The sequence below is a fragment of the Bradyrhizobium sp. ISRA430 genome, assembly GCF_029909975.1.
Taxonomy (GTDB): domain Bacteria; phylum Pseudomonadota; class Alphaproteobacteria; order Rhizobiales; family Xanthobacteraceae; genus Bradyrhizobium.
Genome location: NZ_CP094516.1, coordinates 7,903,383 through 7,928,063 on the forward strand (window position 1 = coordinate 7,903,383; position 24,681 = coordinate 7,928,063).

The 24,681-nt window shown below is 64.2% G+C and carries 24 protein-coding genes; 13 read left to right on the forward strand and 11 right to left on the reverse strand.

What is annotated here, in order from left to right; translation table 11 throughout:
* Positions 1 to 58: 58 nt before the first annotated feature.
* Together MTX21_RS37015 and MTX21_RS37020 are read left to right on the forward strand one after the other, a co-directional pair.
* Complete coding sequence (locus tag MTX21_RS37015; protein ID WP_280969370.1) at positions 59 to 991, forward strand: NAD(P)-dependent oxidoreductase; 933 nt, start codon at positions 59 to 61, stop codon at positions 989 to 991.
* Positions 952 to 1,719, forward strand: a complete 768-nt coding sequence (locus MTX21_RS37020; protein ID WP_280969371.1) for an IclR family transcriptional regulator — start codon at positions 952 to 954, stop codon at positions 1,717 to 1,719. Before MTX21_RS37015 ends, MTX21_RS37020 begins: the two co-directional genes overlap by 40 nt.
* Positions 1,720 to 1,728: 9 nt before the next feature.
* Here the strand turns inward: MTX21_RS37020 and MTX21_RS37025 are convergent, their stop codons facing one another.
* Positions 1,729 to 2,412 carry a GntR family transcriptional regulator gene (locus MTX21_RS37025; RefSeq protein ID WP_280969372.1) on the reverse strand — a complete coding sequence of 228 codons (684 nt, stop codon included), beginning with the start codon at positions 2,410 to 2,412 and terminating at the stop codon, positions 1,729 to 1,731.
* 157 nt (positions 2,413 to 2,569) lie between these two features.
* Between MTX21_RS37025 and tcuA the strand changes: the two genes are divergently transcribed.
* Positions 2,570 to 3,961, forward strand: coding sequence for an FAD-dependent tricarballylate dehydrogenase TcuA (gene tcuA, locus MTX21_RS37030; RefSeq protein ID WP_280969373.1), 1,392 nt, complete (start codon positions 2,570 to 2,572; stop codon positions 3,959 to 3,961).
* Positions 3,948 to 5,051 carry a tricarballylate utilization 4Fe-4S protein TcuB gene (tcuB, locus tag MTX21_RS37035; RefSeq protein ID WP_280969374.1) on the forward strand — a complete coding sequence of 368 codons (1,104 nt, stop codon included), beginning with the start codon at positions 3,948 to 3,950 and terminating at the stop codon, positions 5,049 to 5,051. Before tcuA ends, tcuB begins: the two co-directional genes overlap by 14 nt.
* Positions 5,052 to 5,078: 27 nt before the next feature.
* On the opposite strand, the gene MTX21_RS37040 is transcribed toward tcuB, so the two are convergent.
* From MTX21_RS37040 to MTX21_RS37050, 3 genes are all read right to left on the reverse strand, one after another.
* A complete protein-coding gene (locus MTX21_RS37040; RefSeq protein WP_280969375.1) occupies positions 5,079 to 6,386 on the reverse strand; it encodes a GGDEF domain-containing protein in 1,308 nt (435 codons plus the stop codon).
* A gap of 408 nt (positions 6,387 to 6,794) precedes the next feature.
* Positions 6,795 to 8,099 (reverse strand): nicotinate phosphoribosyltransferase, encoded by a 1,305-nt coding sequence (gene pncB / locus MTX21_RS37045; RefSeq protein ID WP_280969376.1) that lies wholly within the window; start codon positions 8,097 to 8,099, stop codon positions 6,795 to 6,797.
* Positions 8,100 to 8,178: 79 nt separating this feature from the next.
* Positions 8,179 to 9,108, reverse strand: coding sequence for a LysR family transcriptional regulator (locus tag MTX21_RS37050; RefSeq protein WP_280969377.1), 930 nt, complete (start codon positions 9,106 to 9,108; stop codon positions 8,179 to 8,181).
* 96 nt (positions 9,109 to 9,204) lie between these two features.
* On the opposite strand from MTX21_RS37050, the gene pcaH reads away from it, so the two are divergent.
* A complete protein-coding gene (pcaH, locus tag MTX21_RS37055; protein ID WP_280969378.1) occupies positions 9,205 to 9,999 on the forward strand; it encodes a protocatechuate 3,4-dioxygenase subunit beta in 795 nt (264 codons plus the stop codon).
* Positions 10,000 to 10,003: 4 nt separating this feature from the next.
* Positions 10,004 to 10,630 carry a protocatechuate 3,4-dioxygenase subunit alpha gene (gene pcaG, locus MTX21_RS37060; protein ID WP_280969379.1) on the forward strand — a complete coding sequence of 209 codons (627 nt, stop codon included), beginning with the start codon at positions 10,004 to 10,006 and terminating at the stop codon, positions 10,628 to 10,630.
* A gap of 24 nt (positions 10,631 to 10,654) precedes the next feature.
* Here pcaG and MTX21_RS37065 read toward each other — a convergent pair whose 3' ends face one another.
* The gene (locus tag MTX21_RS37065) at positions 10,655 to 11,266 is read right to left on the reverse strand and encodes an NYN domain-containing protein (RefSeq protein ID WP_280970909.1); all 612 of its coding nucleotides are present in this window, start codon (positions 11,264 to 11,266) and stop codon (positions 10,655 to 10,657) included.
* A 383-nt stretch (positions 11,267 to 11,649) separates the two neighbouring features.
* On the opposite strand from MTX21_RS37065, the gene MTX21_RS37070 reads away from it, so the two are divergent.
* On the forward strand, positions 11,650 to 12,033 hold the full coding sequence (locus MTX21_RS37070; protein ID WP_280969380.1) for an SPW repeat protein: 384 nt from the start codon (positions 11,650 to 11,652) through the stop codon (positions 12,031 to 12,033).
* 30 nt (positions 12,034 to 12,063) lie between these two features.
* On the opposite strand, the gene MTX21_RS37075 is transcribed toward MTX21_RS37070, so the two are convergent.
* A complete protein-coding gene (locus MTX21_RS37075) occupies positions 12,064 to 12,969 on the reverse strand; it encodes a helix-turn-helix domain-containing protein (RefSeq protein ID WP_280970910.1) in 906 nt (301 codons plus the stop codon).
* Positions 12,970 to 13,020: 51 nt separating this feature from the next.
* Between MTX21_RS37075 and pobA the strand changes: the two genes are divergently transcribed.
* A complete protein-coding gene (gene pobA, locus MTX21_RS37080; RefSeq protein WP_280969381.1) occupies positions 13,021 to 14,193 on the forward strand; it encodes a 4-hydroxybenzoate 3-monooxygenase in 1,173 nt (390 codons plus the stop codon).
* Between the two features lie 14 nt (positions 14,194 to 14,207).
* Here pobA and MTX21_RS37085 read toward each other — a convergent pair whose 3' ends face one another.
* The 5 genes from MTX21_RS37085 to MTX21_RS37105 form a co-directional block, all read right to left on the reverse strand.
* Positions 14,208 to 14,564, reverse strand: coding sequence for an MTH938/NDUFAF3 family protein (locus MTX21_RS37085; protein WP_280969382.1), 357 nt, complete (start codon positions 14,562 to 14,564; stop codon positions 14,208 to 14,210).
* A 106-nt stretch (positions 14,565 to 14,670) separates the two neighbouring features.
* Positions 14,671 to 14,964, reverse strand: coding sequence for a GYD domain-containing protein (locus MTX21_RS37090; RefSeq protein ID WP_280969383.1), 294 nt, complete (start codon positions 14,962 to 14,964; stop codon positions 14,671 to 14,673).
* A gap of 290 nt (positions 14,965 to 15,254) precedes the next feature.
* Positions 15,255 to 17,402 carry an adenylate/guanylate cyclase domain-containing protein gene (locus tag MTX21_RS37095; protein ID WP_280969384.1) on the reverse strand — a complete coding sequence of 716 codons (2,148 nt, stop codon included), beginning with the start codon at positions 17,400 to 17,402 and terminating at the stop codon, positions 15,255 to 15,257.
* Between the two features lie 17 nt (positions 17,403 to 17,419).
* A complete protein-coding gene (locus MTX21_RS37100) occupies positions 17,420 to 18,088 on the reverse strand; it encodes a hypothetical protein (protein ID WP_280969385.1) in 669 nt (222 codons plus the stop codon).
* A gap of 179 nt (positions 18,089 to 18,267) precedes the next feature.
* Complete coding sequence (locus MTX21_RS37105; RefSeq protein WP_280969386.1) at positions 18,268 to 19,404, reverse strand: HD domain-containing phosphohydrolase; 1,137 nt, start codon at positions 19,402 to 19,404, stop codon at positions 18,268 to 18,270.
* Between the two features lie 267 nt (positions 19,405 to 19,671).
* Between MTX21_RS37105 and MTX21_RS37110 the strand changes: the two genes are divergently transcribed.
* The 5 genes from MTX21_RS37110 to MTX21_RS37130 are packed head-to-tail and all read left to right on the forward strand — an operon-like array spanning position 19,672 to position 24,648.
* Positions 19,672 to 19,995, forward strand: coding sequence for an STAS domain-containing protein (locus MTX21_RS37110; RefSeq protein ID WP_280969387.1), 324 nt, complete (start codon positions 19,672 to 19,674; stop codon positions 19,993 to 19,995).
* Complete coding sequence (locus tag MTX21_RS37115) at positions 19,995 to 20,360, forward strand: response regulator (RefSeq protein ID WP_280969388.1); 366 nt, start codon at positions 19,995 to 19,997, stop codon at positions 20,358 to 20,360. The genes MTX21_RS37110 and MTX21_RS37115 overlap by 1 nt, the downstream gene beginning before the upstream one ends.
* The gene (locus MTX21_RS37120; protein ID WP_280969389.1) at positions 20,357 to 22,447 is read left to right on the forward strand and encodes a chemotaxis protein CheA; all 2,091 of its coding nucleotides are present in this window, start codon (positions 20,357 to 20,359) and stop codon (positions 22,445 to 22,447) included. The genes MTX21_RS37115 and MTX21_RS37120 overlap by 4 nt, the downstream gene beginning before the upstream one ends.
* Positions 22,447 to 22,908 carry a chemotaxis protein CheW gene (locus MTX21_RS37125; RefSeq protein WP_280969390.1) on the forward strand — a complete coding sequence of 154 codons (462 nt, stop codon included), beginning with the start codon at positions 22,447 to 22,449 and terminating at the stop codon, positions 22,906 to 22,908. Before MTX21_RS37120 ends, MTX21_RS37125 begins: the two co-directional genes overlap by 1 nt.
* Before the next feature lie 39 nt (positions 22,909 to 22,947).
* Positions 22,948 to 24,648 carry a methyl-accepting chemotaxis protein gene (locus MTX21_RS37130; RefSeq protein WP_280969391.1) on the forward strand — a complete coding sequence of 567 codons (1,701 nt, stop codon included), beginning with the start codon at positions 22,948 to 22,950 and terminating at the stop codon, positions 24,646 to 24,648.
* Positions 24,649 to 24,681 lie beyond the last annotated feature (33 nt).

Below are 24,681 nucleotides of genomic sequence, written 5' to 3' on the forward strand. Positions count from 1 at the left end.
AATATCGGCGGGCGGGCGCTTGCGCCTGCCCACCGCTGGCTTTTGAGGAGAGTACGGAATGTCTGGATTGATCGGGTTCATCGGTCTCGGCGTCATGGGCGAGCCGATCTGCCGCAACCTCTTGCGCAAGAGCGGGCGGACGGTGCTGGCGTTCGATCTCGCCGCGGATCCGCTGGCGCGGATCGTCGCGGATGGCGCGACTGCGGCCAAATCCGTCGGCGACGTCGTCGGCGGCAGCGAGATCATCTTCCTGTGCCTGCCGAGCGCGAAGCATGTGCTGTCGGCCTTCGAAGGCGGCATCCTGCCGTCGATCAGGAGCGGACAGACCGTGATCGATCTCGGTACATCCGAAGTCGGGATGACGCGCGAATTCGCCCGGCAACTGGCTGAAAAGGGCGCGCTCTGGATCGATGCGCCGATCGCCCGGACCCGCCAGGCGGCGCAGGATGGCACCCTCAGCGTCATGGTCGGCGCGACGCCGGAGCAGTTCGCAAAGGTCGAGCCGCTGATCCGGCATTTCGCCACCGACGTCACCCTCTGCGGTGGCACCGGGGCAGGGCAGGTGACAAAGATCCTCAACAACATGGTGCTGTTCGAGACGGTCAATGCGCTGGCGGAAGCCGTCGCGCTCGCCAAGCACAGCGGCGTCGAGCCGAAGCTCCTGCTGGAGACGCTGTCGAAGGGGTCGGCGGACAGCTTCGCGCTCCGCAATCACGGCATGAAAGCGATCCTCGCCAAGGAGTTTCCGCTACGGGCTTTCTCGACCGAATATGCGATGAAGGACCTGAGCTACGCTCTGGCGCTCGGCGAGGAGGCCGGCCTCAACCTCAGGGGCGCGGGGCTGATGCGCACGATCTTCGAGGAGACGATCGACAAGGGCATGGGCGATGCGTACTTTCCGGTGATCGCAAAGTTGATCGACCCGTCCGGATTCCCTCAAAAGGAGACTGCATGGCTTCGCCCGGTGTCGCCGCCGTCGACCGCGCCTTGACGATCCTGGCGGCGTTCGAGGACGCGCCCGAGCCGATGGCGCTGGCCGAGCTCGCCCGGCGCACCGGCATGTACAAGAGCACGCTGCTGCGGCTGATGAGCTCGTTGCAGGAGTTCGGCTACCTCGTGCAATTGTCCGACGGCCGTTATCATCTCGGCGCGACGCCGTTCCGGCTGGGCGCGGTCTATCAGCGCGCCAACAATCTGCATGATCGGGTGATGCCGCTGTTGCGCCAGCTCGTGGCCGACGGCACCGAGAGTCCCTCGTTTCATGTGCGGCATGACGCCAAGCGCAGGCTCTGCATCTTTCGCGTCGATTCTCAGCATTCGACCCTCGACCGGGTCGAGGCCGGCATGCTGCTGCCGCTCGATCGCGGCGCGGCCGGCCGGATTATCCTCGCTTTCGACGGCGAGAAGGGCGAGGCCTATGACGACATCCGCGAGAGCTGCATTGCGGTGTCGTTCGGCGAGCGCGATCCGGATTGCGCGGGGCTGGCCTGTCCCGTATTCGGGCCCGGCGGCAAATGCGCCGGCGCCTTGTCGCTCTCGGGGCCGAAGCCGCGCTTCACGCGGGAGAGCATCAAGACGATGTCGTCGCTGCTGCTGAAAGCGGCCATTCGCCTGACGCGGGCGCTCGGCGGTCCGACCGAGCTCCTGGAGAGCGCTGTGGCCTCGGCCGCGGACGGCCGTGATGCGGGCTCACGTCCGCCGCGCCGGGCCAGGAGATAGCCGGCGCGTCTACTGTTTCTGCAGAAGCTTCAGCCGGCAGCGCAACGCTTCGCGAATGTGCGCGCGCGCAAGGTTTTCGGCCTTGTCGCCGTCGCGTGCGGCGATGGCGTCGATGATGGCCTGATGTTCTCTGTGGCTGGTCGTCGGCCGGCCCGTCACCGTGAAGGTCGTCGGTCCCAGCAGCGCGATCCAGTCCTGCAACTCGCGGGACGCGTTGTCGAGGTAGCGATTGCGCGCGGCCCGGCAGATGGCCTCGTGGAAGGCGCGGTTGAGCCTTGCCATCTCGGCGGCGTTGGTCTCGGAAGCCTCGGCAAAGGCCTGCTCGATGTCCCGGAGCGCGTCGATCTCGGGGGTGGAGGCGTGCTCGGCGGCAAGACGGGCAGCCGCACCTTCCATGATCTCGCGCATGGCATAGAGCTCGAGCACCTCGGAGATGTCGAGGCTGCGTACGATCAGCCCGCGGCCTCCGGCGGGCTCGACGAAGCCGCGCGCCGCGAGCCGGCCAAGGGCCTCCCGCACCGGCGTGCGGCTCACCTTCAGCCGCTCGGCGACCTCTTCTTCGCGCAGGCGGTCGCCGGCGCGATAGCTGCCTGCCTGAAGCGCCTCGCACAGCGAGCGGAACACGGCTTCGCCCAGCGCCACACCGGCGCCGCGCGAGATCGATCCGCCTGCCTTTGCCGGGCGTCTGGCCATGGTTCCTCGTGACGCAGGACGCATCCTGCCCATGCAGAGATGCCGCTTGCACCGTTGATGTATATCTTTGTATACAAAAGTACGCAATGGCGGCCGGGTTGACCGCGGCCGCCGGCCAGCAGATTCTCTCTAACTCGCGTCGCATCGGACGGACGGCATGGGCAGCAAATACGACGTGCTGGTGATCGGTGGCGGCAATGCGGCGCTCTGCGCGGCGATCGCCGCCCGGCGCGGCGGCGCCTCGGTCCTCGTGCTCGAAGGCGCACCTAAGTTCTATCGCGGGGGCAACACGCGCCATACCCGCAACATGCGCTGCGCCCATGACGCCGCGACCGAGATCCTGACCGGCCCCTATACCGAGGAGGAGTTCTGGAAGGATCTGCTGGTCGTGACCGGCGGACAGACCGACGAGGAACTCGCCCGCCACATGATCCGGGAGTCCAAGGACATCCTGAACTGGATCGTGGAGCAGGGCGTGCGCTGGCAGCCCTCGCTCGGCGGCACGCTCAGCCTCGGGCGTACCAATTCCTTCTTCCTTGGCGGCGGCCGCGCGATGCTGAATGCGCTTTATCTCACCGCCGAGCGGCTCGGCGTTGAGGTCGCCTACGATGCAGAGGTGATCGATCTCGTGATCGAGGACGGCATGTTCTTGGCCGCCCGCGTCAAGCGGCCGATCAACGGCGACACCGAGATCCGCGCGACCTCGCTGGTTGCGGCCGCCGGCGGGTTCGAGGCCAATATCGAGTGGTTGAAGGAGCACTGGGGTGAAGCCGCCGACAATTTCCTGATCCGCGGCACGCCCTATAATCGCGGCTCGATCCTGAAGATGCTGCTCGGCAAAGGCGTGCAGGAGGTCGGCGATCCCACCCAGTGCCACGCGGTCGCGATCGACGCCCGCGCGCCGAAATTCGACGGCGGCATCATCACACGCCACGACTCCGTCGTGTTCGGCATCGTCGTCAACAAGCACGCGCAGCGCTTCTATGACGAGGGCGAGGATATCTGGCCGAAGCGCTACGCCATCTGGGGCCGGCTGGTCGCCGCGCAGCCCGATCAGATCGCCTACATTATTTTCGATTCGACCGTCGTCACCAGCTTCATGCCGACGCTGTTCCCGCCGATCGCCGGGCAGACGATAGCCGAACTCGCCGGCAAGCTGACGCTCGATCCGGCGGCGCTGGAAAAGACCATCTCGGGCTTCAACGCCGCGGTGCGGCCCGGCACCTTCGACCACACCATCCTGGACGACTGCCGCACCGAGGGCATCACGCCTCCGAAGACGCATTGGGCGCGGCGGATCGAGACACCGCCCTATCTCGCCTATCCGGTGCGGCCCGGCATCACCTTCACCTATCTCGGCACGCGCGTGAACAAAGAGGCGCGCATGCTGATGAAGGGCGGTAGGCCCTCGGCCAACATGTTCGCGGCCGGCGAGATCATGGCCGGCAACGTGCTCGGTAAGGGCTATGCCGCCGGGATCGGCATGACCATCGGCAGCGTGTTCGGGCGGATCGCAGGACGGGAAGCGGCGAAACATGCACGGAACTAGGATTCTCGACGAAGCCGACCGCCTGATGACGGTCTGCAATTCCTGCCGTTACTGCGAAGGTCTGTGCGCGGTGTTTCCGGCCATGGAGATGCGCCGCGCCTTCTCCGACGGCGATCTCAACTATCTCGCCAATCTCTGTCACGCCTGCGGCGCCTGCTATGTCGACTGCCAGTTCTCGCCGCCACACGAATTCAACGTCAATGTTCCGAAGACGCTGGCGATTGCGCGCGCTGAGTCCTATGCGGCCTATGCCTGGCCGCGGGCGCTGTCCGGCACCTTTGCGCGCAACGGCCTCGTGATCAGCATCGTTGCTGCGCTCAGCGTGGCGGCCTTCATCCTCGGCTTTGTCGCCCTCAACGACCGCGGCGTTTTGTTCGGCGTGCATGCCGGGGCCGGCGCATTCTACAAGCTGATGCCGCACAATGCGATGGCCGTGCTGTTCAGCGCAGCGTTCCTCTATGCCATCCTCGCGCTGGTCATGAGCGTCCGCGCGTTCTGGCGCGACATCGGCGATCCCATCGGCGGCCGCGCCGATGGCGGTTCGCTTCTCCAGGCGATCCGCGATGCGGGCGAGCTGCGCTATCTCCATGGTGGCGGCGTCGGCTGCTACAATGAGGACGACCGGCCGACCGACCGCCGCAAGCTCTGTCACCACCTCACCTTCTACGGCTTCCTGCTGTGCTTTGCGGCGACCTCGGTCGCCACGCTCTACCACTATCTGCTGGGCCGCGAGGCGCCGTATCCGTGGTGGGATTTGCCGGTCGTGCTCGGCACGCTCGGCGGCATCGGCCTGATCGCGGGGCCGATCGGGCTGTTCGTTGCCAAGATGCGTCGCGCCCCCGAGCTGCTTGACGAAGCGCGCTACGGCATGGATGTCGGCTTCATCGCCATGCTGTTCCTAACCGGTGCCACCGGCATGGCGCTGCTGATCCTGCGGGAGACCGCCGCGATGGGGCCACTGCTCGCGCTGCATCTCGGCGTGGTGTTCGCGCTGTTCGTCACCATGCCTTACGGCAAGTTCGTGCATGGCATCTACCGCTTCGCGGCGCTGGTGCGCTATGCGCAGGAACGGCGAACCGAGGGCACCTGATCGGCGGCCGATCGCCCCTGCGGACCATCAGCCTCGCGCGACGGCAATTTCGCGCTGCCGCGTCTGGACTGTGATGATCTCGGACCTTGCGGTGTCGACCTGAACCCGGTTGCGTCCCTTTTCCTTGGCCCGATAGCAGGCGACGTCGGCGCGATGCATGGCCTGCTCGAGCGTCGTGTTGCTGTCGGAGATGCAGGCGACGCCGATGCTGGCCGTCACCCCGAAGCAGCGATCGTCCCAGACGAAGTTGAACAGCTCGAGCGACTTGCGCAGCCGCTCGGCGATATCGACAGCGTCGAGCGGCAAACATTGCGGCAGGATCATGCAAAATTCGTCGCCGCCAAGCCGGGCGACCAGATCGTGCGGTTGCCGGTCCCGCTGCAGCAGGCGCGACACCTGGGTCAGCAGACGATCGCCGGCGAGATGGCCGTAGGTGTCGTTGACGGATTTGAACTGGTCGAGATCGATCAGGATCAAGGCCAGTGAGCCGGCGCCGTCGAGCTCGCATTGCAGGCGCGCCTCGAAGGCACGCCGGTTGGCGAGCCCCGTCAACCAGTCGTGCGAGGCCTGCCAGGCAAGACGTTCCTTCTCCTCATGCAACGCATCCTCGAACGACTGGCGTTGCAGAACCAACCGTCGCGTATGCCAGATCAGCAGAAGGATCAGGGTCACGGCCGTGACGATGTTCACGCAGGTCAACGTCAGCTTGATGGTGCGGGAGCCTTCGCCAAGCACCGTCGAGAACCGGTTGGCATGCTTGGTGAACCGGCTGTTCAGCTCCGAGAGCCGCGACGACAGGAGCTGCAAGCGGCCGCTGTCCCGAATGAGACCGTTCTTGAGATCGTTGCGGATAACATCGCCGAGGATGCCGAGCTCCAGCAGCATGGGATCGGTGGCGGTCCATTCCCGGATCGCCTCCTGGAAAAAGCTGATGCGGCTGAAATAGCGGAACAGCCAGATCAATCCGGGAACGTCGTCGGGATGGTTGCCGCCTTGCAGGAAGCCGATGCGTGCCGTCTCGACATCGACCGGGTCGCGCTCGAGCGCCCATCTTGCGTATTCATCGCCGATGGGAACGGCGAGGGAGGTCCGGTAGTGCGCGAACTGGCTCGCCTCGCCCGAATGCAGATAGAGATTGAGGAAGTAGACGGCGTTCTTCTGCGATCGTGACCACATCGCCTCGCCGGCGACATAGGCGCGGACCGATGACATCACTTCGAGGCTGAGTCCGGCGATCGTCGCCTGCAGCACCACGACCATGACGAAAGGCGAGACGAGCTTGATGACATGAACGAAGTTGCGTCCCTTCGCCGACGTCGCTGTTCTGCGAGACACTCTACGTTCCCCAAATCGCTCAACGACCCCAGCGGAGCGCTCGCTGATAACGCGAAGTCGGCTGGAACGCTGCTTAACTCGACCTGAAGAGCGGAGCGACCGTGTTGCAGGGTGAAGGCGCTGTGAAGTGGATGCAGGCAGATCGTCGCAAATGCCGCGAATCCGGAACTGGCACAGCATCCGAGCGAACAATCTGTCGAATTCTTCGTGCGTGGTTTACTCGATCGAGAGAAATCGGTCGCCGCTAATGTTGTGTCTCTACGTCTGATTCACTCAATGTCATTCCGGGGCGCGACGAAGTCGCGAGAATTCATTCATCCACGTACTCTGCGGCCAGATGGATTTCCGGGCTCCGTCGCTCCGCTCGGGCTCCGGAATGACGGAATTGGGACTGTCGGAGTTACAACACTAGACCAGCACGGGCGTACGCACGCGACCGGCATTGCCGAACACGCGCAGGTAACGCTCGATCTCGGAGGGCATGCCGGTCGCCTTCTCCGGATTGTCCGAGAGCTTCACCGCTGGACGCCCGTCGACCGACGACACCTTGCAGACCAGCGAGATCGGATCGAGATCGAAAGAGCCGTCCGGTGCGCAGCCGACGAAGTCGTTGGTGAGGTTGGTGCCCCAGCCGAACGAGAGCCGCACGCGGCCTACGAAATGGTGATAGGTATCCTCGATCGAGCCGACGTCCATCGCGTCGGAGAAGACGAGCAGCTTGTCCCTGGGATTGCGGCCCTTCGTCTCCCACCATTTGATGATCTCTTCGCCGGCCTGGATCGCCGGGGCGCTGTCCGGGCGGAAGCCGGTCCAGTCGGCGACCCATTCCGGCGCGTCGCGCAGAAAGGCCTTGGTGCCGAAGGCATCGGGCAGCGCGATCAAGAGATTGCCGCCATAGGTCTGGCGCCACTGGTCGAGGATGCGATAGGGCGCCCAGCGCAATTCCTCATCGTCCTTCGCGAGCGCGGCCGCCACCATCGGCAGCTCATGCGCGTTGGTGCCGATGGCTTCGAGATCGTTGTCCATCGCCAACAGCACGTTGGACGTCCCGATGAAGGACGAACCCAGCCCTTCCTTCACCGCCTCTACGCACCAGCGCTGCCACAGGAAGCCGTGGCGGCGGCGCGTGCCGAAGTCGGACAGCCGCAAATTCTCCAGCTTGCGCAGCCGCTCGACCTTGGTCCAGAGCTTGGCCTTGGCACGGGCGTAGAGCACGTCGAGCTCGAACCGGCCGCGGTCCTTCATCGCCGCACGCGAGCGCAGTTCATTGAGGATGGCGAGCGCCGGAATTTCCCACATCGTGGTGTGGGTCCAAGGCCCATGGAAGTGCAGCTCGTACTGACCTTGGACCTTGCGCAGCTCGTATTCGGGCAAGCGGAATTCGGCGAGCCAGCGGATGAAATCGGCCGAGAACATGTGGGTCTTGCCGTAGAAGGTATTACCGGCAAGCCAGATCAGCTCTTTCTTGGTGAAGCGGATGGTGCGGGCATGGTCGAGCTGGGCGCGCAACTCGCCCTCGTCGATGGTCTCGGCAAGCCGCACATGGCGCGAGCGGTTGATCACCGAGAAGGTCACCTTCTGATCCGGGTAGGATTCCCGAATCATTTGCAACATCAATAACTTGTAGAAGTCAGTATCGAGCAGGCTGCGGATGATGGGATCCAGCCGCCAGCTATGATTGTAGGTCCTGCTCGCAATATCGGTCACGGTCATGGACGAATTCTAGCGTGGCTGCCGCGTCGCAACCAGTGGGTCTGGCGAAGGGCAGGCTTCCGCAAGCCGTGACCAAGGATCAGTCGCCGGCCGTCGTTGCCGCCACGGTCTCGAGCTGGCTTCGGATCCAGCGATGGGCCGGGTCTTTCTGATAGCGCTGGTGCCAGACCATGAACATGGGCAGCTCGGCCAGCGTCCGGCTGCGCGAGGCCAGAGGAATGCGCGCTTGCGCGAAGCCACCCATCACGCCGGAAGCCAGCAGGCTCGGCATGCTCGCCAGCATGTCGGAGCCGCGCAGGAAGGACGGCACGCCGGAAAAGCTCGGCACGGAGATCGCGATGTCGCGATGGAAGCCGTTCGCGGCGAGCCGGCGGTCGAAATCGAGCCGCTCATTGTCGGTATAGACCACGGTGATGTGGCGGGCCGCGAGATAGGCGGCGCGGCTACCCGGCGCGGCGCGTGCCTTGGGATCGTAGTAGCAGACGTAGTGATCCCTTAGGAGACGCTTCTGCACGATGTCGACGCCGGACGGCGGCAGCGGCGTGATCAGAAGATCGCAGCGGTTCTCGCGCAGCATGGCAGGCGAGGGTGACTGCGAGGGAATCACGCGCAGGTTCAGGCTCTTCACCCTGTCCGCGACATGATCGAAGAACCGCGGCAGCAGCAGATCGCGCTGGAAATCATTGGCTGCGATCGTCAGCGAAAGCTGCGCGCGCGCCGGCTCGAAGCTGATGCCGCCAGCAAAGCTCCGCATCTCGTCGATCAGCGCGCGCGCCTTTACCGCCAGCGCCTGGGCGTGCGCGGTGGCGACGATGCCGCGCCCGGATTTGGCGAACAGCGGATCGCCGGCGATCCGCCGCAGCTTGTTCAATCCGTGGCTGACGGCTGATTGCGTCAGGCCGAGCCGCGTCGCCGCTGCCGTCACCGAGCCTTCCTCCAGCACGGCCAGGAACAGTTCGAGGGCGTGGCCGTCGAGCGCCAAATGATCAATTTCTTTCATGCAATTCATTATAATCCATCTATTTATCTTGAGAATGGCCGGAGCCATGATCTCCAGATTAGCCGTGCGCCCGGACCCGGACGCCAGAGGGAGAGACCAACGCCGATGAACGCCCAGGCGCCAATTCCAGCCTTGCAGGATCCCCGCCTTAACCGCCCCGAGCCATTCACGCCGCCGCTTCGTGATGGCGGCTTCTTCCAGCGCGACCGCTCCATCCATCCGCCGGCGCATGCGCCCGGCTACAAGTCCTCAGTGCTGCGCTCGCCGCGCCAGGCGCTGCTATCGCTGGAGAGCTCGATTTCGGAGATCACCGGGCCGGTGTTCGGGCACAACGATCTCGGCCCGCTCGACAACGATTTGATCCGCAACTACGCCAAGGACGGCGATCCCGTCGGCGAGCGCATCATCGTTCACGGCCGCGTGCTCGACGAGACCGGCCGCGGCGTGCCGAACACCCTGGTCGAGTTCTGGCAGGCCAATGCCGGCGGCCGCTACCGGCACAAGAAGGACACCTATCTCGCACCGATCGATCCGAATTTCGGCGGCTGCGGCCGCGCGCTGACCGACGACACCGGCTATTATTACTTCCGCACGGTGAAGCCCGGTCCCTATCCCTGGCGCAACTACGTCAATAGCTGGCGTCCAGCCCATATCCACTTCTCGGTGTTCGGTTCGGGCTTTGCGCAGCGGCTGATCACGCAGATGTATTTCGAGGGCGATCCTCTGATCCCGGTCTGCCCGATCCTGACGACGATCCCGGACAAGGACGCGCTTGAGCGTCTGGTTGCTCCGCTCGATCTCAACGCCTCTACGCCGTTCGATTCGCTCGCCTACCGCTTCGACATCGTGCTGCGAGGGGCGCGCTCGACCTATTTCGAAAACCGCACCGAAGGAAACTGAGCAAATGCCGCAGCCGCTCAATTACCTCAAGGAAACCGCCTCGCAGACCGCCGGGCCCTATGTCCATATCGGCCTGATCCCGGCGATGGCCGGCTTCGACATCTTCGAGAAGAACTTTTCCAACGTCCTGGTGACGCCGAACACGGAAGGCGAGCGCATCACGCTTGAAGGCCGCGTGCTCGACGGCAGCGGCTCGCCGCTGCGCGATGTGCTGCTGGAAATCTGGCAGGCCAATGCCGCCGGCCGCTACAATCATCCTGCCGATCGTTCCGCCGGTGCGCTCGACGAAGACTTCCGCGGCTGGGGCCGCGCGGGCTCGGATTTCGACAGCGGCCTCGTCACCTTCGACACGATCAAGCCCGGCGCCATCACCGACAGGATGGGGCGCAAATGTGCGCCGCACGTCAATGTCTGGGTCGTCGCCCGCGGCATCAATATCGGGCTGAACACGCGGCTCTATTTCTCGGACGAGGAAGCGGCCAACGCCGCCGATCCCGTGCTCAACCTGGTCGAGCCGCCGATCCGGCGGTCGACGCTGATCGCAAAGCGCGGCGAGCGCGCCGGCAAGGTCGTATATTCCTTCACGATCAATTTGCAGGGGCCGGAGGAGACCGTGTTCTTCGACGTCTGATAATCCCGCGGCCGTTGCGCGGGATCATTCCACCCGGTCGCCGCGATTGATCGCTCCGCGCGCGAGGAATTGCGGCGGCTGACGCATCTCGCGCGATCCGGGCCGCTCGACCGGATCGCGCCCCACTTTTGGTTTCAGCTCTGCCAAATCAATGAATACGTCCGCCTGCCGGCGCAGTTCGTCGGCGACCATGGGCGGCTGGGTGGCGAGCGTGGAGACGACCGTCACGCGGACGCCGCGGCGTTGCAGGGCTTCCACCAGCGAACGAAAGTCCCCATCGCCAGAGAACAACACGATCTGGTCGACATGCCCGGCGAGTTCCATCGCATTCACGGCGAGATCCACATCCATGCTGCCCTTCACCTTGCGGCGGCCGGTGGTGGCGTCGACGAATTCCTTGGTGAGCTTGGTGACGACGGCGTAGCCGTTATAATCGAGCCAATCGATCAACGGGCGGATCGACGAGTATTCCTGATCCTCGATGACGGTGGTGTAGTAGAAGGCCCGCAGCAGCCTGCCTCGGCCGTGAAATTCGCTGAGCAGGCGCCTGTAGTCGATGTCGAAACCGAGCGCCTTGGAGGTGGCATAGAGATTGGAGCCATCGATGAAGAGTGCGATCTTCTCAAGCGAAGACATTATGCACAAATCTCCAGTTCCGCAGAAAACACTGAAATCGCCGATGGCTTGCTGAAAAAGACAGCGCAGACGGCCGGACAGGGTGTGGCCGTCTTGCGCCAAGGTTAGGGAGGTCCATGCCACCAGCGCCAGGGCGCCGAATGCAGCCACGCTAAGGCGTGCGCATTTCCCGCTCAATTGTACGGAGGTAAAGGGCAGCTATCCAAAGGATAGGGCGCTATATACGAAGGTAAGTGGCGGCGCCGGCAACACGCGCTGGCAACAAAGGCCATTACGGCTCGCAGCCTGGCCTCCGACCAAAGTCTATCCGGGCAATGCCTGCTGCCCTGGAACCAAACTCCCTCCGAATGATTCCATCGGCATATCCCCGCGGGAGATGTGTCATGAGCAGGTTGCAAGAGCGCGAAACCGTCCCAGACGTCTACAATCTATTCCTCGCGGCTGTGCTCTTCATATCCCCGTGGCTGTTCAAGCTGACTATCAGCCAGGGCAAGATCGATCTCTGGGTGACGAGCGCGATCATCGGCATCCTCTCGCTGGCTGCCATCATCGCCTATCGCGACTGGGAGGAATGGATCAATGTCCTGATGGGCGTCTGGCTCATCGTGTCACCCTGGCTGCTTGGATTTGCGCACACGCGCGCGATGCATCTCAGCATCGGCTTCGGCATCGTCATCGTGCTGCTGGCGTTGCTCGACCTCTTTCTCCACTATGAGAAGGCGCATCCGGAAGAAACGGAGTCCCGGCAGGAGAAGGCGCATCAGTAGCAACGCCTGGCCGTTGGAACGCCCGACACGTCAATCTGCGCCGCCATGCAACTGCACGCGAAAGGCGCGCGGCGAGAGGCCCGTGGCAGCGGCATAGACACGGCTGAAATAGGCGGGATCCTCGAAGCCCAGCGCATACGCAATGGTGGAGACCGGCAGGTTGGTGTAGACGAGATTGCGCCGTGCCTCGCGGATCAGGCGGTTCAGGATCAGGTGCGAGGCGGTATCGCCGGTCGCCGCCCGCGTCACCCGGTTGAGATGCGTCGGCGTGATCGCCAGCGCCTTGGCATAATCCGCGACGCTCCAGCGCTCGAGATGATGCTCCTCGAGCAGCGCCTCGAAGCGGCGGAAAAGGCCTGACTCGGCCGTTCCACTACTGCCGCTCTCGCTCATCAGCGCGCGCGCGACGAGCCCGATCATCGCTGCCGATAGCGCGCGGAGCACATGGGCCCGGCCGAAATCACGCGCCGCATGTTCGGCAAAGATCTGTTTCATGGTCGTGCGGATCTGCGGCGTGCCGCGGACCACGGCCGATCGCGACAACGCGCCGCGCAGGCCTTCCGAGGCAAGCAGCGCCTCGTCAAGGATTTCCGCGGCGATGGTCAGCACCCAGCCTTGCGTGCCCGGCACGAAACGGAAGCCGTGGACGTGGCCGACCGGCACATTGACGATCTGCATCGGCCTCAGCGGCACCGCGCGCCCGTCGAGCGTCGCCTCGCCGCCGCCGCGCTCGATCAGGAGCACTTGGTGCAGCCGGGCATGCCGGTGCACGGCCAGCGTCCAGTCGTGCAAGACCGAGCGTGACGCGATCGTCTCGCAATGCACGACATCGGGCAGATCGCCGGACTCGCCGAACAGGTTATAGACCCGGATGGCCGGGGAAGGGGCTGCGGTTCTCATGTTCGAATTGTACAAGACAAAGGCGAAACCCTCCATCGGTTTGCGGCGCAAAATCTGCAAAAAGCGCTCCGACGGGAGGACGCAAAAATGAAAGTTCAGGTCTGCATCATCGGCGGTGGCCCGTCCGGGTTGCTGTTGTCCCAGCTCCTGCACCTGAAGGGCATCGAGACGGTCGTGCTGGAGAAATACAGCCGCGAGCACGTGCTCGCCCGTATCCGCGCCGGCGTGCTCGAGCACGGTTTTGCCAAGCTGATGCGCGAGGCGCAATGCGGCGAGCGGATGGACCGCGAGGGCGAGATCCACAAGGGATTCGAGATCGCTCATGACGGCGTGCTCTCCCACATCGATCTGCACAGTCATTCCGGCGGCAATTCGGTGCTGGTCTACGGCCAGACCGAGCTGACGCGCGACCTCTACGAGGCGCGCGACCGGCTTGGCGGCAAGGTCGTGCACAATGCCGAGGACGTCACGCCGCACGACCTCACCTCCGACAAGCCGTTCGTGACCTACCGTGTGAACGACGAGACCATCCGGGTCGATTGCGACTACATCGTCGGCGCCGACGGCTTTCACGGCGTCAGCCGCAAGTCGATTCCGAAGGACGTGTTGCGCGAATATGAGAAGGTCTATCCGTTCGGCTGGCTCGGCGTCCTGTCACGCACCAGGCCGGTCAACCCGGAGCTGATCTATGTGAAGCACCGGCGCGGTTTCGCGCTATGCTCGCTGCGCTCGCAGGTGCTGAGCCGCTACTACATCCAGGTGCCGCTGACCGACAAGGTGGAGGACTGGTCCGACGATGCATTCTGGGCCGAGCTGAAGCTGCGCCTGCCGGACGAGGTCGCTGGCCGTCTGCTCACGGGCCCGTCGATCGAGAAAAGCATCGCTCCCTTGCGCAGCTACGTCGCCGAACCGATGAGCTACGGCCGCCTGTTCCTCGCCGGCGATGCTGCCCACATCGTGCCGCCGACGGGCGCGCGCGGGCTCAACAGCGCCGCCTCGGACATCTATTATCTCTATCATGGCCTCCTCGCGCACTATCAGGAGGGCGATGATTCCGGCCTGGAGGGCTACTCGGCCAAGGCGCTGGCGCGGATCTGGAAGGCGCAGCGCTTCTCCTGGTGGATGACCATGATGCTGCATCGTTTCCCCGACCGTTCCGGGTATGAAGACAGGCTCCAGCAGACCGAGCTGGAATATCTGTTCTCGTCCGAAACGGCGCAGCGCCTGCTCGCGGAGAATTATGTCGGGCTGCCGTTTTAAGGGCGGTGGATTGCTCAGCAGGTGACGTGAAAAAGGCCGATCTTCCTGGCATGCGAGCGGTTGAACGTATGAATTGCCTCCGGGGTCGGCTCGAGCAGGACCGCGCAACCTTTCTTCGCAAAATACGCCTCCGCTTCCGGCGATAGATGCACATTGCCCATCTGGCCCGACCCAAGAATGAGCTGCTCGCATCCGTCTTCAAAGATGAACTTCGCCTCGTCCTTCGAGAGGACGTGCGAGGTGCCGTAGTACTTCTTCGACAGCTTTTTCTTCCGCTTCGCCACTTCGCCGGACAGACGAATGATCACGTCGTGTTCATAGGTCTTTCCGTCAATCGTGATCGTGCCGAACGTCGTGGCTTCGATCTCCATGGCCTGACCTCCTCATGATATCGGCACAAAGTCTCGCTCTCGGCTTCGGTGGACGAGCCTGCGCCAATCCGCACTGGGCACAGGCCCGTCGAGACTCCGAAGTCGCTTACGGGAGCTCGGATATCAGCTTGGTCCACTCGGCCTCGGTCCAGGCGCGTGAGGTGCTGGTACGCACATTGCCGAGGGAGCCGAGCGCAAGCGCGAATTTTGTGATGTGGTCGCCGAGCGGTGCTTCGGCGAGGACGAGAAGGTCATGCGCGCCGGAGGTGAGATAGATGCCCTTGATCTCGACCCCGACTTTCTTGGCAAGCGCCTTTGCCGCTTCGCTGCGCTTGGGAGCTTCCCTGACATTCCGAATTCCCTGGTCGGTCCAGTCGATCGTCAGTATGAATGTCGCCATGTCGATCCTCCCTGAGGTACACGTGCGCATGGCCTGCCGCGCGCGGCGGGCCAACTTGCTTCATGCTGAAAAATTGAGGGAGCGCCACGAAGGTCGGCGCTGCTTTCAGACTGCGATGCCTGCCGACGGCCTGCTCGCTGCCCGTTCCGGCAACCGGCGACGTCGGCCCGTCCCGTCTCGAAGGGCAGCTCGATTTAGACTACGCCATGTCATGGGTTCGAAAAAGAGGGCTCTCCGGGTTGTGACCGGCGACGCAACGGGCCACGACCGCCCATCGGCGTCGAGGGCCGCTATTTTCCCTTGAGCGTGTTGACCGGCGTCCAGTCCGCCGAAGGCGGGCAGGTAGCGAGCTCCTTCGCGCGTTTGGCAAATAGTGCTGACGGAGCATCGGTTGCGGCGACCTGGTCGAAGCAATCTGCCGCCTTGGCGAATTCTCGCGCCCGCCAATGCGCAAGCCCTTCAGCGTAGCCTGCCGCCGCCTTCATCTGTTCCGCCGTCTCTGCCCCTCGCTCGGCCAGCGGCTCAAACACTTTGATCACCTCGTGCCGGCCCAAAACCCTGACGGCATCGAGCTCGCGCCAGGCGAAGCTGTCGGTGGTCTGCGCGACCGTCATTTCGGAGGCCATGATCGAGGTCGCATAGTATTTGTTGGCGCCTTCCAGCCGCGAGGCGACGTTCACGGTGTCGCTCATGACCGTATAGTTGAAGCGGCGCCGGGAGCCGATATTGCCGACCACGGCCTCGCCGCTGTTCAGCCCGATGCGGTGCGACAGGCCGCGGCCTGCGAACGCGGCATTGCCGGCGTTGAGCTCGGCCAGTTTCTGATGGCACTTCAGGGCGGCGCGGACCGCGTTGCGGGCGTGCGCGGGATCATCGGCCGGCGCGCCGAACATCGCGACGATGGAATCGCCGATATATTTGTCGACGTAGCCGCCATGGCTCTCGATGATGTCGGTCATGGCGGACAGGTATCGATTCATCAACGCCACCAATTCGCCCGGCGTCATCTTCTCGGCGATCGAGGAGAAGCCGGTGAGGTCGGAGAAGAACATGGTGACATTGCGTATCTCGCCGCCGAGCGCCGGCATCTTGCCTGAGGCAATCATGGTGTCGATGACCTCGGGCGCGAGATAGAGCGCAAAGCTCTTGCGCAGGAAGCGCTCGTCGCGGTCGGCGATGACGAAGCGGTAGCCGATCATCATTGCGATCGCGGCAAGACCCGCCAGCGCGGGCTCGGTCAGGGGCAGCGCTAAGGCATGGACGAATAGGCTCACGGCCAGCGCAGCGTAAACGGCCGTGAGCGCGATATAAGCCGCCATCGCGCTGGCGGGTGTGAGCACGCAAGCCGCGCAGGCAATGATCATCGCGAACAGGATCGTGAGTGCGGTCCGCAGCGGAAAGCCGAGCTCCGTCACAGCATCGCGTTCCATCAGATTCCGCACCGCGGTGGCGTGGACGAAGACGCCGGCGACATCGCTGCGCGCCGCCGCAGCGTGCGCCGGGGCCGGCAGGGCGCATCGTGCGGCCGGCGTCCCGTCATATCCGCCGGACAGGCGCATCGAGGTCAGCTTCCGGTCTTCGAAGTTGAGGACGGTGCCGAGCAGCACGACCTTGCCGTCGAAGGCGCGGCGGAAGAAGTCGGGGTCGTCCTTCTCGACGCAGGGGTGCAGGTCGGCGAAGGAGTATGTCGGGACATCGCGGCCTAATCCGCGGAAGTTGAGCGTCAGCGTGTTCGTCTCGGCGCTTGGGATCGCGTAGCCCGCCAGCGTCATCGCACCATCAGGCGCAAACTCGGGTTTCGCACCCAGTGCGCGCGAGGCGAGCTCGACGGCCATTGCGGGAATAGGCTTGCCACCAATGGGAAAACTCAGCGGCATCCGCCGGATGATGTCGTCTGGATCGGTATGGACGTTGAGAGCGCGGACGTTGTTACGCACCGCTACCTGCTGTGCGCGGTAGGGAACGTCCGGATGATCGTGGCTCAGGATCTCGCCGAGCACCAACTTGCCGGCATCGGACATTTGCCTGAGCGCGATGAGGTAGTCCCGGTCAAACCCCTTCATGCGCGCGCCGAGCGGCGCCTCGCCGAAGGGGATTTCCGACTGCTCGATCGAACTCGGAAAGATGATGTCGAAGCCGATCGCCTTGGCGCCGCCGTCGGTGATGCTTCCGAGCACCCGGCCGATCTCGCGCGTCCAGGTCAGCGTCGGCGATCCCTTAAAGGGCGCTGTGTCATAGGTCTCTCCATCGATCGCCACGACGATGACCGGTGACGTGGCGGGATCGCGGTGGTCACCGACGAGCTTGCCGCGCAGCGCCGTGAGGATGTCGAGCGACAGACCTTGCAGGGCATGAAGCGGCGGGGAGTTGAAGAGCGCACCCGAAAGGAGCGCGATCAGGATTGCCGCAACGATGTCCCGTCTGCCGATCCGCCGCATCGCGCGTTGGGAATCGCCTATTCGAGCCGCAGCAGGCGACCGACGATCGGCGTCGGCGAGGAGGTGGCGCGGGCATCGACCTGGAACGTGTAGCGCTTCGCGCCGAGGGTTGCGAGATAGGTTGCGCCCGGCGTCAGCGTCTTGCCGGCCTTGGCGAAGTCGTAGAACTTGCCGGCGACCAGAATCTCGCCCTTCAGCGGCACGCTGATCGAGGCCTCCTTGCCGTCGATGCGATCGATGACCAGCGTGCTGCCGCTTCTGACCTGGACCAGCGGCGAGACACCGTAGATCGTCGGCAGCTTTGTGGGCGTGCCCTTCGCGTCGGATCGCATGGTGCGGAATGTGGTCGCCGCCCCCTGGTTCGCCTGGCGCTCGGAGAGCTGCGCCGCATTGGCGTCGCAGGGCACCTTGGCGCGCTGCACGTCGCCGAGCTGCACCGTGCTCTGCTCGGTGCCGACCAGAACGACGCCTTCACTAATTGTCTCGCGCATGCAGGATTTGAGATAACTGAGCGTGACGCTCGCCTTCGGCCCGAGCTTGATGATCTTGCCCGGCGCCACATAGTCCATGAAGGCGATACCGTCGACCTTACCCTGCACGTCCTCGACAATCGCGGCCGGCGTCTGCGCGGCGGCGGGCGCCGCAAGACAAAACACGCCGACAATGGCGCCTATCAGGCTTCTCATGGGCTTTCTCATCCAATTCGATTGTATGCGATTGATCCCCGTCTGGTCCGATACTTAGCAGCGGCTGGCGCAGGCAACTGTGACCAGAATCACTCTGGTATTGGTGCACATTACGAGGAAGAGGTTCAAACCCCGAGAGGCAGGCGCGGGACGTTGCGAACCGCTCGGGAAAGGCGGAATCAGGCCGGAGAAACCTCGGGCGAGCGGCCTTCGTCCGGGCGGCTCTCGGCCGTCTCGGCCATGTCGGGTGAGAGTGGGGCCTCGGATTTCTGGAACGGGGGCGTTCTCTGCCCAACGGCGATCGCGACGACCTCGTCCCAGCGCGACAGGAAGGCCTCGACGCAGGCTGGGTCGAATTGTCGCCCCTGGTTCTCGATCAGGTAGCTGCGTGCAGCCTCGAGCGGCATCGGCTCTTTATATGGCCGCCGCGTCGTCAGCGCGTCGAAGACGTCGGCGACCGCGACCACGCGTGCGGCGACCGGGATGCCGGCTGCCTCCAAGCCGTTCGGATAGCCCGTACCGTCCCAGCGCTCGTGATGACCTGCGGCAATTTGCGCGCCGAGCTGGATCAGCTCGCAGCTTGAGTCCGCCAGGATCCGCTCACCGATCGTCGCATGGGTGCGGATCACCGCCATCTCCTCGTCGGTCAGCCGGCCGGGCTTGAGTAGGATATTGTCAGGGATGGCGACCTTGCCGACGTCGTGCAGGGGTGCGGCCAGATAGATGTCGCGGCACAGCCGCGCCGGCAGGCCGAGCTGCTCGGCGATGATGCGGCTGTATCTGGCGACCCGCAGCGTGTGCTCTCCGGTGTCGTTGTCGCGATATTCGACCGCGAGCGCGAGGCGCAGGATGATCTCCTCTTCGCGCTCCCCGAGCTTCTGCGTCGCAGCCGCCACCGCGCTCGCGAGATCCGCGGCGCGATCGTTTTGCTTGCGCACGGCCGCACCGAGCCGGATCAGGTTGCGCAGGCGGACCGTCATCTCGACGCTCTGGGGCTGCTTGGGCAGGAAATCGGTGGCGCCGGCCTCAAGCGCCTCCATCTTGACATCGTCGGTCTGCCGCGAGGTGATCATCGCGATCGGAATGTCGGCGCAGCCGGGCAGGGTACGGAAGGCGCGGATGAAGCTGATGCCGTCCATGTGGGGCATCTCGTAGTCGACCAGCACGAGGTCAAACACGCGCTCGCGAGCGCAGGCCAGCGCATCGACGGGATCGAGGAAGGCGGTGGCCTCGACCAGACCTTCGGATTCGATGTGACGTTTCAGGAAATTGAGGACGGAGCGGCTGTCATCAACCAGAAGCGCTTGGGTCAGCATCGGCGGCGGGGGCCCTCTTCGCTGGCGAGGCACGAACCCAAGACATAACCCGATGGAATTTAACGCGAAGCAAATGCGTCGGCTGGGCGACGTTGCTGGGATATGCGCATTTCGCATGAGATTCTGGAACCCTATGCATGTTTGCATGCAGTCACGCGAAACCTTAGGGAATGTGACCCGTAGTTGTACGGACCACCTCGTTAGGAGTTTGCTCATTCGATTCACGTCAAACGTGTATCGGGATCTTAAGCAAAGGCGGATGCAGCGATGTCGCTCAATCCCTCAGAGCCGAAGTGGTCATTGCGGTTACCCGCTGACTGCAGCATCGCGGCCATTCGAAACGTCTATGACCTCATCCGCGAGGCGTTCCGCCGGCAAGACCGGCTCGAAATCGACTGCTCCAGCGTCGACAAGGCCGACGTAACCTCGATCCAGCTCCTGTTGTCGACTGCCAAGACCGGCGAGGCCCAGGGGCGTCCCATCGTCCTCACCTCCTTCTCCCAGTCACTGCGCAACACCCTCCGCCGCGCCGGATTCGCCAGCGAGGCTATGATCGATCAGCATTTCCCGCAAAAGAAAGATGGCACCTGATGGCCACGATTCTGACCGTCGATGATTCTCCCAGCATTCGGCAGATGATCAAGGTCGTGCTCGAGCCGGCCGGTCACAGCGTGATCGAGGCCGGTGACGGTGCGCAGGGACTCGCCAAGGCACAGGCCGGCAAGCTCGATCTCGTCATCACCGACCTCAATATGCCTGTCATGAACGGGCTGGAGCTGATCCGGGCGCTACGCAAGCTGCCGAGCGCGGTCGGCATGCCCATCGTGTTCCTGACCACCGAATCCAACGACGCGGTGAAGCAAGAAGCGAAGAGTGCCGGCGCCACCGGCTGGATCACGAAACCCTTCAAGCCCGAGCAGTTGCTCGCCGTCGTCGCCAAGCTGGTGCGCTCATGAGCGCGATGGACCCGACCGAGGTCTTTCGCCAGGAGGCCAGCGAACTCTTCGAGGTCCTGGAAGGAGCGCTGCTCGATCTCGGCCAGCGTCCCGACGACCGCGAGTTGGTCGATTCCGCCTTCCGCGCGCTGCACACGATCAAGGGTTCGGGCGCCATGTTCGGTTTCGACAAGGTCGCTTCCTTCACCCACGAGTTCGAAACCGCCTTCGACCGCGTCCGCAAGGGTGAGATCAAGCCGACACAAGAGCTGATCTCGGTCGCGCTCGCCGCCAAAGACTACATCCGCGCGCTGATCGAGGATCCGCAGTCGACCGACGATATCATCGGTGAAGCGATTCTCGACGACCTCAAGCGCTTCGTGTCTTCGGACCAGCCACAAGATCAGGTCGCCCAGATCGCGGCAGCGCCGCCGCTGGCCCCGGCCGAGACCAAGCAGGCCGGCTGGCATCTCTACCTGGAATTCGAATCCCACATCCTGCGCAACGGATCGAACCCGCTCGATCTCCTGGAAGATCTCTGCAAGCTCGGGCCCTGCTTCGTCGTGCCGATCACAGACGGTGTGCCGTTCCTCGACGAGATGGACCCGGAGGACTGCTATCTGAAGTGGGACGTCAAGCTGCACGCAGCCTGCGACAAGGATGCGATCGACGACGTCTTCATGTTCGTGCAGGACGAGATGAAGCTCACGCTCTCGCCGTTGAAGCATGTCGAAGCGAAGCCTGCACCGCTGTTCCAGCTCCTCGACGAGGAGTCGATGCAGGCCCCGGTGATGGAGATGTCCGTTCCGGCAGCCGGGGCTGCAACGGTGCCGGTCGTCGACGAAGCCGCGGCGAAGCTAGAGCCGAAATCCGAGATCAGGCGCGAGGCGCCGCCCGCGCGCCGCGAGGACACCAAGCGCGAAGATCGCGGCATCGCCACCGTCCGTGTCCAGGCCGAGCGCCTCGACGAGCTGATGGATCGCGTGGGCGAGCTCGTCATCGCCCAGGCGCGGCTAACGCAGCTCGCCTCGGCCGGCTCCGATCTCTCGATCAAGATGATTGCCGAGGAAATCGAGCGTCTCGCCTCCAGCCTGCGCGACACCACGATGGGCGCGCGCATGGTGCCGATCGGCTCGCTGTTCGGCCGCTTCCGGCGCCTCGTGCACGACCTGTCGCGGGATCTGTCGAAGCCGGTCGAGTTCGTCACGTCGGGTGAAGACACTGAGCTCGACAAGACCATGATCGAGTGCCTGGCCGATCCGCTGGTGCACCTGATCCGCAACGCCATCGACCACGGCATCGAGGACACCGCGATCCGCGCGGCCGCCGGCAAGACCGAGCGGGGCCGGATCGAGCTCGCCGCCGTCCATTCCGGCGCGCAGGTGCTCGTGACCGTGAAGGACAATGGCGGCGGCCTCAACACCGCCCGTATCCGCGCCAAGGCGGAAGAGCAGGGGCTGATCGCAGCCGGTGCCGCGCTCTCCGACCACGAGATTCACCAGTTCCTGTTCCATCCGGGCTTCTCCACCGCGCAGACCATCTCGGCGCTGTCCGGCCGCGGCGTCGGCATGGACGTGGTCAAGCGCACCATCGAGAACATGCGCGGCTCGATCGATCTGTCGACCAAGCCGGGCCAGGGCACCACCGTGACGCTGCGCTTGCCGCTGACGCTCGCGATCATCGAGGGCCTCCTGATCCGCGTCGGCGAAGGCCGCTACATCATTCCCCTGTCGGCGGTGGAGGAATGCGTCGAGCTCACGGCCGAGGATGAGCGCTCGCGCGGCCGCAACTTCCTCAATGTGCGCGGCAACCTCGTGCCGTTCCTGCGCTTGCGCGATCTCCTGAGCGCATCCGGCGCGCCGGACCAGCACCAGAAGACCATTATTATCTCGACCGGCGAGACCCGCGTCGGGCTCGTCGCCGACCAGATCATCGGCAACCACCAGACCGTGATCAAGTCGCTCTCCAAGTTGCATTCGGATGTCACGATCTTCTCCGGCGCGACCATCCTGGGTGACGGCACGGCGGCGCTGATCCTCGACGTCGCGCAACTCGTCGCGCTGGCGCAGTCGAGGGTCGAAAAGCAGCATATCAGCGAGGCGGCGTGATGAACGAAGGGCAGGTCGGCGAGAGTCAGGTGGACGCGATGCAGGTCGTGATGATCGGCCTCGGCGAGGAGAAGTTCGCGCTCGACGCGGGCCTCGTGCGCGAGATCATCGATCCCGTGCCGGCAACCAAGGTCGCCGGCGCACGGTCCTTCGTTCCGAGCGTGATCAACGTGCGCGGCAACGTCATTCCGCTGGCTGACCTGCGCATCCGCTTCGGCATGCCGCAGACCGACGCATCCGCAGACACGCGCATCGTCGTCGTCGAGATCCAGATCGACAACGAGCCGGTGTTGGTCGGCGTGACCGCGGACAAGGTCTACGAGGTCACGGAGATCTCGCAGACCGATGTGCAGCAGACGCCGCGCGTCGGGATGCACTGGAAGCCGGAATTCATCCGCTTCATCACCAAATGGCGTGAAGAGTTCGTCATCGTTCCGAACATGGAACGCATCTTGAATTGAAACGAGGTCTCGGGGGCGAGACCGGGGTAGGGGCTGAAGATGAGATTTACGGTCAAGGCAAAGCTTGCCAGTGCATTCGGTCTGGTCATAGTCCTGTCCATGATCGCCGGCGGCGTCGCCTACATGAAGCTCGCCGACATGATGGCGACCGCCGACAGCATGGTTCTGCGCGCAACCCGGATGGAGAAGGCGACGCAGATCGAAAAGGACATTCTGCTTCAGCTTCGCGCGGAGAAGAACTCGATTCTCGGAACGGAGGCCCAAGCCGAACAGTTTGCGGCCGATGCAGCCAAGCTTCGTGAGCAAGCGACGAAGACCAAGGATGAAGTCTACGCGCTGGCGAGCGAAGCCGGCAGGAAGCTGCTCGACAGCTTTGCGGTAGCATATGCCAAGATGAATGCGTACCAGGAAGAGACGATCCGGCTGGCGAAGACCGACAAGGTGAATGCTACGGAACGCTCGATGGGTGATGGTCGCAAAGTCGTCGCGGATGCGATGGAAACCATGGGCGCCTATGTCACCAACACGAAAAAGCAGATGGCCGAGCAGGCCGCTCAGTCCAAGGAAGAGGGACACCAGGCGCAGTTCATGCTGATGACGCTCCTTGGCGTATCGCTGATGGTTGCGATCGCCGCGGCCTTGTGGATTTCGATCTCGATCAGCCGTTCGCTCGGCCGGGCGGTCGGCCTTGCCGGTGCGGTGGCCAATGGAGATCTCAGCCAGACCATTCCCTCCGCCAGCAACGATGAGATCGGCGACCTCGTCAGGTCCCTCAACGTGATGGTCGAGAAGCTCCGGCAGATCGTCGCGGAGGCCCTCACGGCCGCGCAGAACGTCTCGGCCGGCAGCCAGGAGCTTTCGGCGAGCGCCGAGCAGCTTTCGCAGGGCGCGACCGAGCAGGCCTCGTCGGCGGAGGAGGCGTCGTCCTCGATGGAGGAGATGGCTTCGAACGTGAAACAGAACGCCGACAACGCCAACCAGACCGAGAAGATCGCGGCGCAATCGGCCAAGGACGCCGAAGCCAGCGGCGTCGCCGTCGGTCGCGCCGTCGAGGCGATGCAGACCATTGCCGAGAAGATCACCATCGTACAGGAGATCGCGCGGCAGACCGACCTGCTCGCCCTCAACGCGGCGGTCGAGGCCGCGCGCGCCGGCGAGCACGGCAAGGGCTTTGCAGTGGTCGCGTCCGAGGTGCGCAAGCTCGCCGAGCGCAGCCAGGCAGCCGCGGCGGATATCGGCACGCTTTCGACAGAGAGCGTCAAGGTTGCACAGGAAGCCGGCAGCATGCTCGCCAAGCTCGTGCCCGACATCAAGAAGACCGCCGAGCTGGTGCAGGAGATCACCGCGGCCTGCCGCGAGCAGGACGTCGGCTCGGCCCAGATCAACCAGGCGATCCAGCAGCTCGACAAGGTCGGCCAGCAGAACGCCAGCGCGTCCGAACAAGTGTCCTCGACCTCGGAGGAGCTCGCCTCGCAGGCCGAGCAGCTTCAGTCGACCATCTCGTTCTTCCGGATCGAGCACGCCACGCGCAAGGAGAATGCCGCGGTCGCGCCGATCGACCGTGCCGTCAGCCAGCTCCGGGCCAAGGCGGCGCACATGGCGGCGGCCGATCAAGGCAAGAAGAAGCCTGCGCCCGCGCGCCAGCCGGCGCGTGCATTGAAGGCCGCCAGTGGCGGTGGCGGCTTCGCCTTCGACATGGATGATCGCGAGGACGATCGCGACGCCGAGTTTCAACGCTGATCGACCGGTCCGGCCTCGCGCCGGACCGCGCTC

What these genes read in the sequence shown, in the direction of transcription:
- MTX21_RS37070 (WP_280969380.1), top strand. Translation starts at nt 11,650, where the DNA reads ATGAGCAGGTTGCAAGAGCGCGAAACCGTCCCAGACGTCTACAATCTA.
- pncB (WP_280969376.1), bottom strand. Translation starts at nt 8,099, where the DNA reads ATGACCGTGACCGATATTGCGAGCAGGACCTACAATCATAGCTGGCGG.
- MTX21_RS37125 (WP_280969390.1), top strand. Translation starts at nt 22,447, where the DNA reads ATGAACGAAGGGCAGGTCGGCGAGAGTCAGGTGGACGCGATGCAGGTC.
- tcuA (WP_280969373.1), top strand. Translation starts at nt 2,570, where the DNA reads ATGGGCAGCAAATACGACGTGCTGGTGATCGGTGGCGGCAATGCGGCG.
- pcaG (WP_280969379.1), top strand. Translation starts at nt 10,004, where the DNA reads ATGCCGCAGCCGCTCAATTACCTCAAGGAAACCGCCTCGCAGACCGCC.
- MTX21_RS37075 (WP_280970910.1), bottom strand. Translation starts at nt 12,969, where the DNA reads ATGGAGGGTTTCGCCTTTGTCTTGTACAATTCGAACATGAGAACCGCA.
- MTX21_RS37085 (WP_280969382.1), bottom strand. Translation starts at nt 14,564, where the DNA reads ATGGAGATCGAAGCCACGACGTTCGGCACGATCACGATTGACGGAAAG.
- MTX21_RS37120 (WP_280969389.1), top strand. Translation starts at nt 20,357, where the DNA reads ATGAGCGCGATGGACCCGACCGAGGTCTTTCGCCAGGAGGCCAGCGAA.
- pcaH (WP_280969378.1), top strand. Translation starts at nt 9,205, where the DNA reads ATGAACGCCCAGGCGCCAATTCCAGCCTTGCAGGATCCCCGCCTTAAC.
- MTX21_RS37105 (WP_280969386.1), bottom strand. Translation starts at nt 19,404, where the DNA reads ATGCTGACCCAAGCGCTTCTGGTTGATGACAGCCGCTCCGTCCTCAAT.
- MTX21_RS37090 (WP_280969383.1), bottom strand. Translation starts at nt 14,964, where the DNA reads ATGGCGACATTCATACTGACGATCGACTGGACCGACCAGGGAATTCGG.
- pobA (WP_280969381.1), top strand. Translation starts at nt 13,021, where the DNA reads ATGAAAGTTCAGGTCTGCATCATCGGCGGTGGCCCGTCCGGGTTGCTG.
- MTX21_RS37130 (WP_280969391.1), top strand. Translation starts at nt 22,948, where the DNA reads ATGAGATTTACGGTCAAGGCAAAGCTTGCCAGTGCATTCGGTCTGGTC.
- MTX21_RS37095 (WP_280969384.1), bottom strand. Translation starts at nt 17,402, where the DNA reads ATGCGGCGGATCGGCAGACGGGACATCGTTGCGGCAATCCTGATCGCG.
- MTX21_RS37050 (WP_280969377.1), bottom strand. Translation starts at nt 9,108, where the DNA reads ATGAATTGCATGAAAGAAATTGATCATTTGGCGCTCGACGGCCACGCC.
- MTX21_RS37115 (WP_280969388.1), top strand. Translation starts at nt 19,995, where the DNA reads ATGGCCACGATTCTGACCGTCGATGATTCTCCCAGCATTCGGCAGATG.
- MTX21_RS37025 (WP_280969372.1), bottom strand. Translation starts at nt 2,412, where the DNA reads ATGGCCAGACGCCCGGCAAAGGCAGGCGGATCGATCTCGCGCGGCGCC.
- MTX21_RS37020 (WP_280969371.1), top strand. Translation starts at nt 952, where the DNA reads ATGGCTTCGCCCGGTGTCGCCGCCGTCGACCGCGCCTTGACGATCCTG.
- MTX21_RS37065 (WP_280970909.1), bottom strand. Translation starts at nt 11,266, where the DNA reads ATGTCTTCGCTTGAGAAGATCGCACTCTTCATCGATGGCTCCAATCTC.
- MTX21_RS37110 (WP_280969387.1), top strand. Translation starts at nt 19,672, where the DNA reads ATGTCGCTCAATCCCTCAGAGCCGAAGTGGTCATTGCGGTTACCCGCT.
- tcuB (WP_280969374.1), top strand. Translation starts at nt 3,948, where the DNA reads ATGCACGGAACTAGGATTCTCGACGAAGCCGACCGCCTGATGACGGTC.
- MTX21_RS37100 (WP_280969385.1), bottom strand. Translation starts at nt 18,088, where the DNA reads ATGAGAAGCCTGATAGGCGCCATTGTCGGCGTGTTTTGTCTTGCGGCG.
- MTX21_RS37015 (WP_280969370.1), top strand. Translation starts at nt 59, where the DNA reads ATGTCTGGATTGATCGGGTTCATCGGTCTCGGCGTCATGGGCGAGCCG.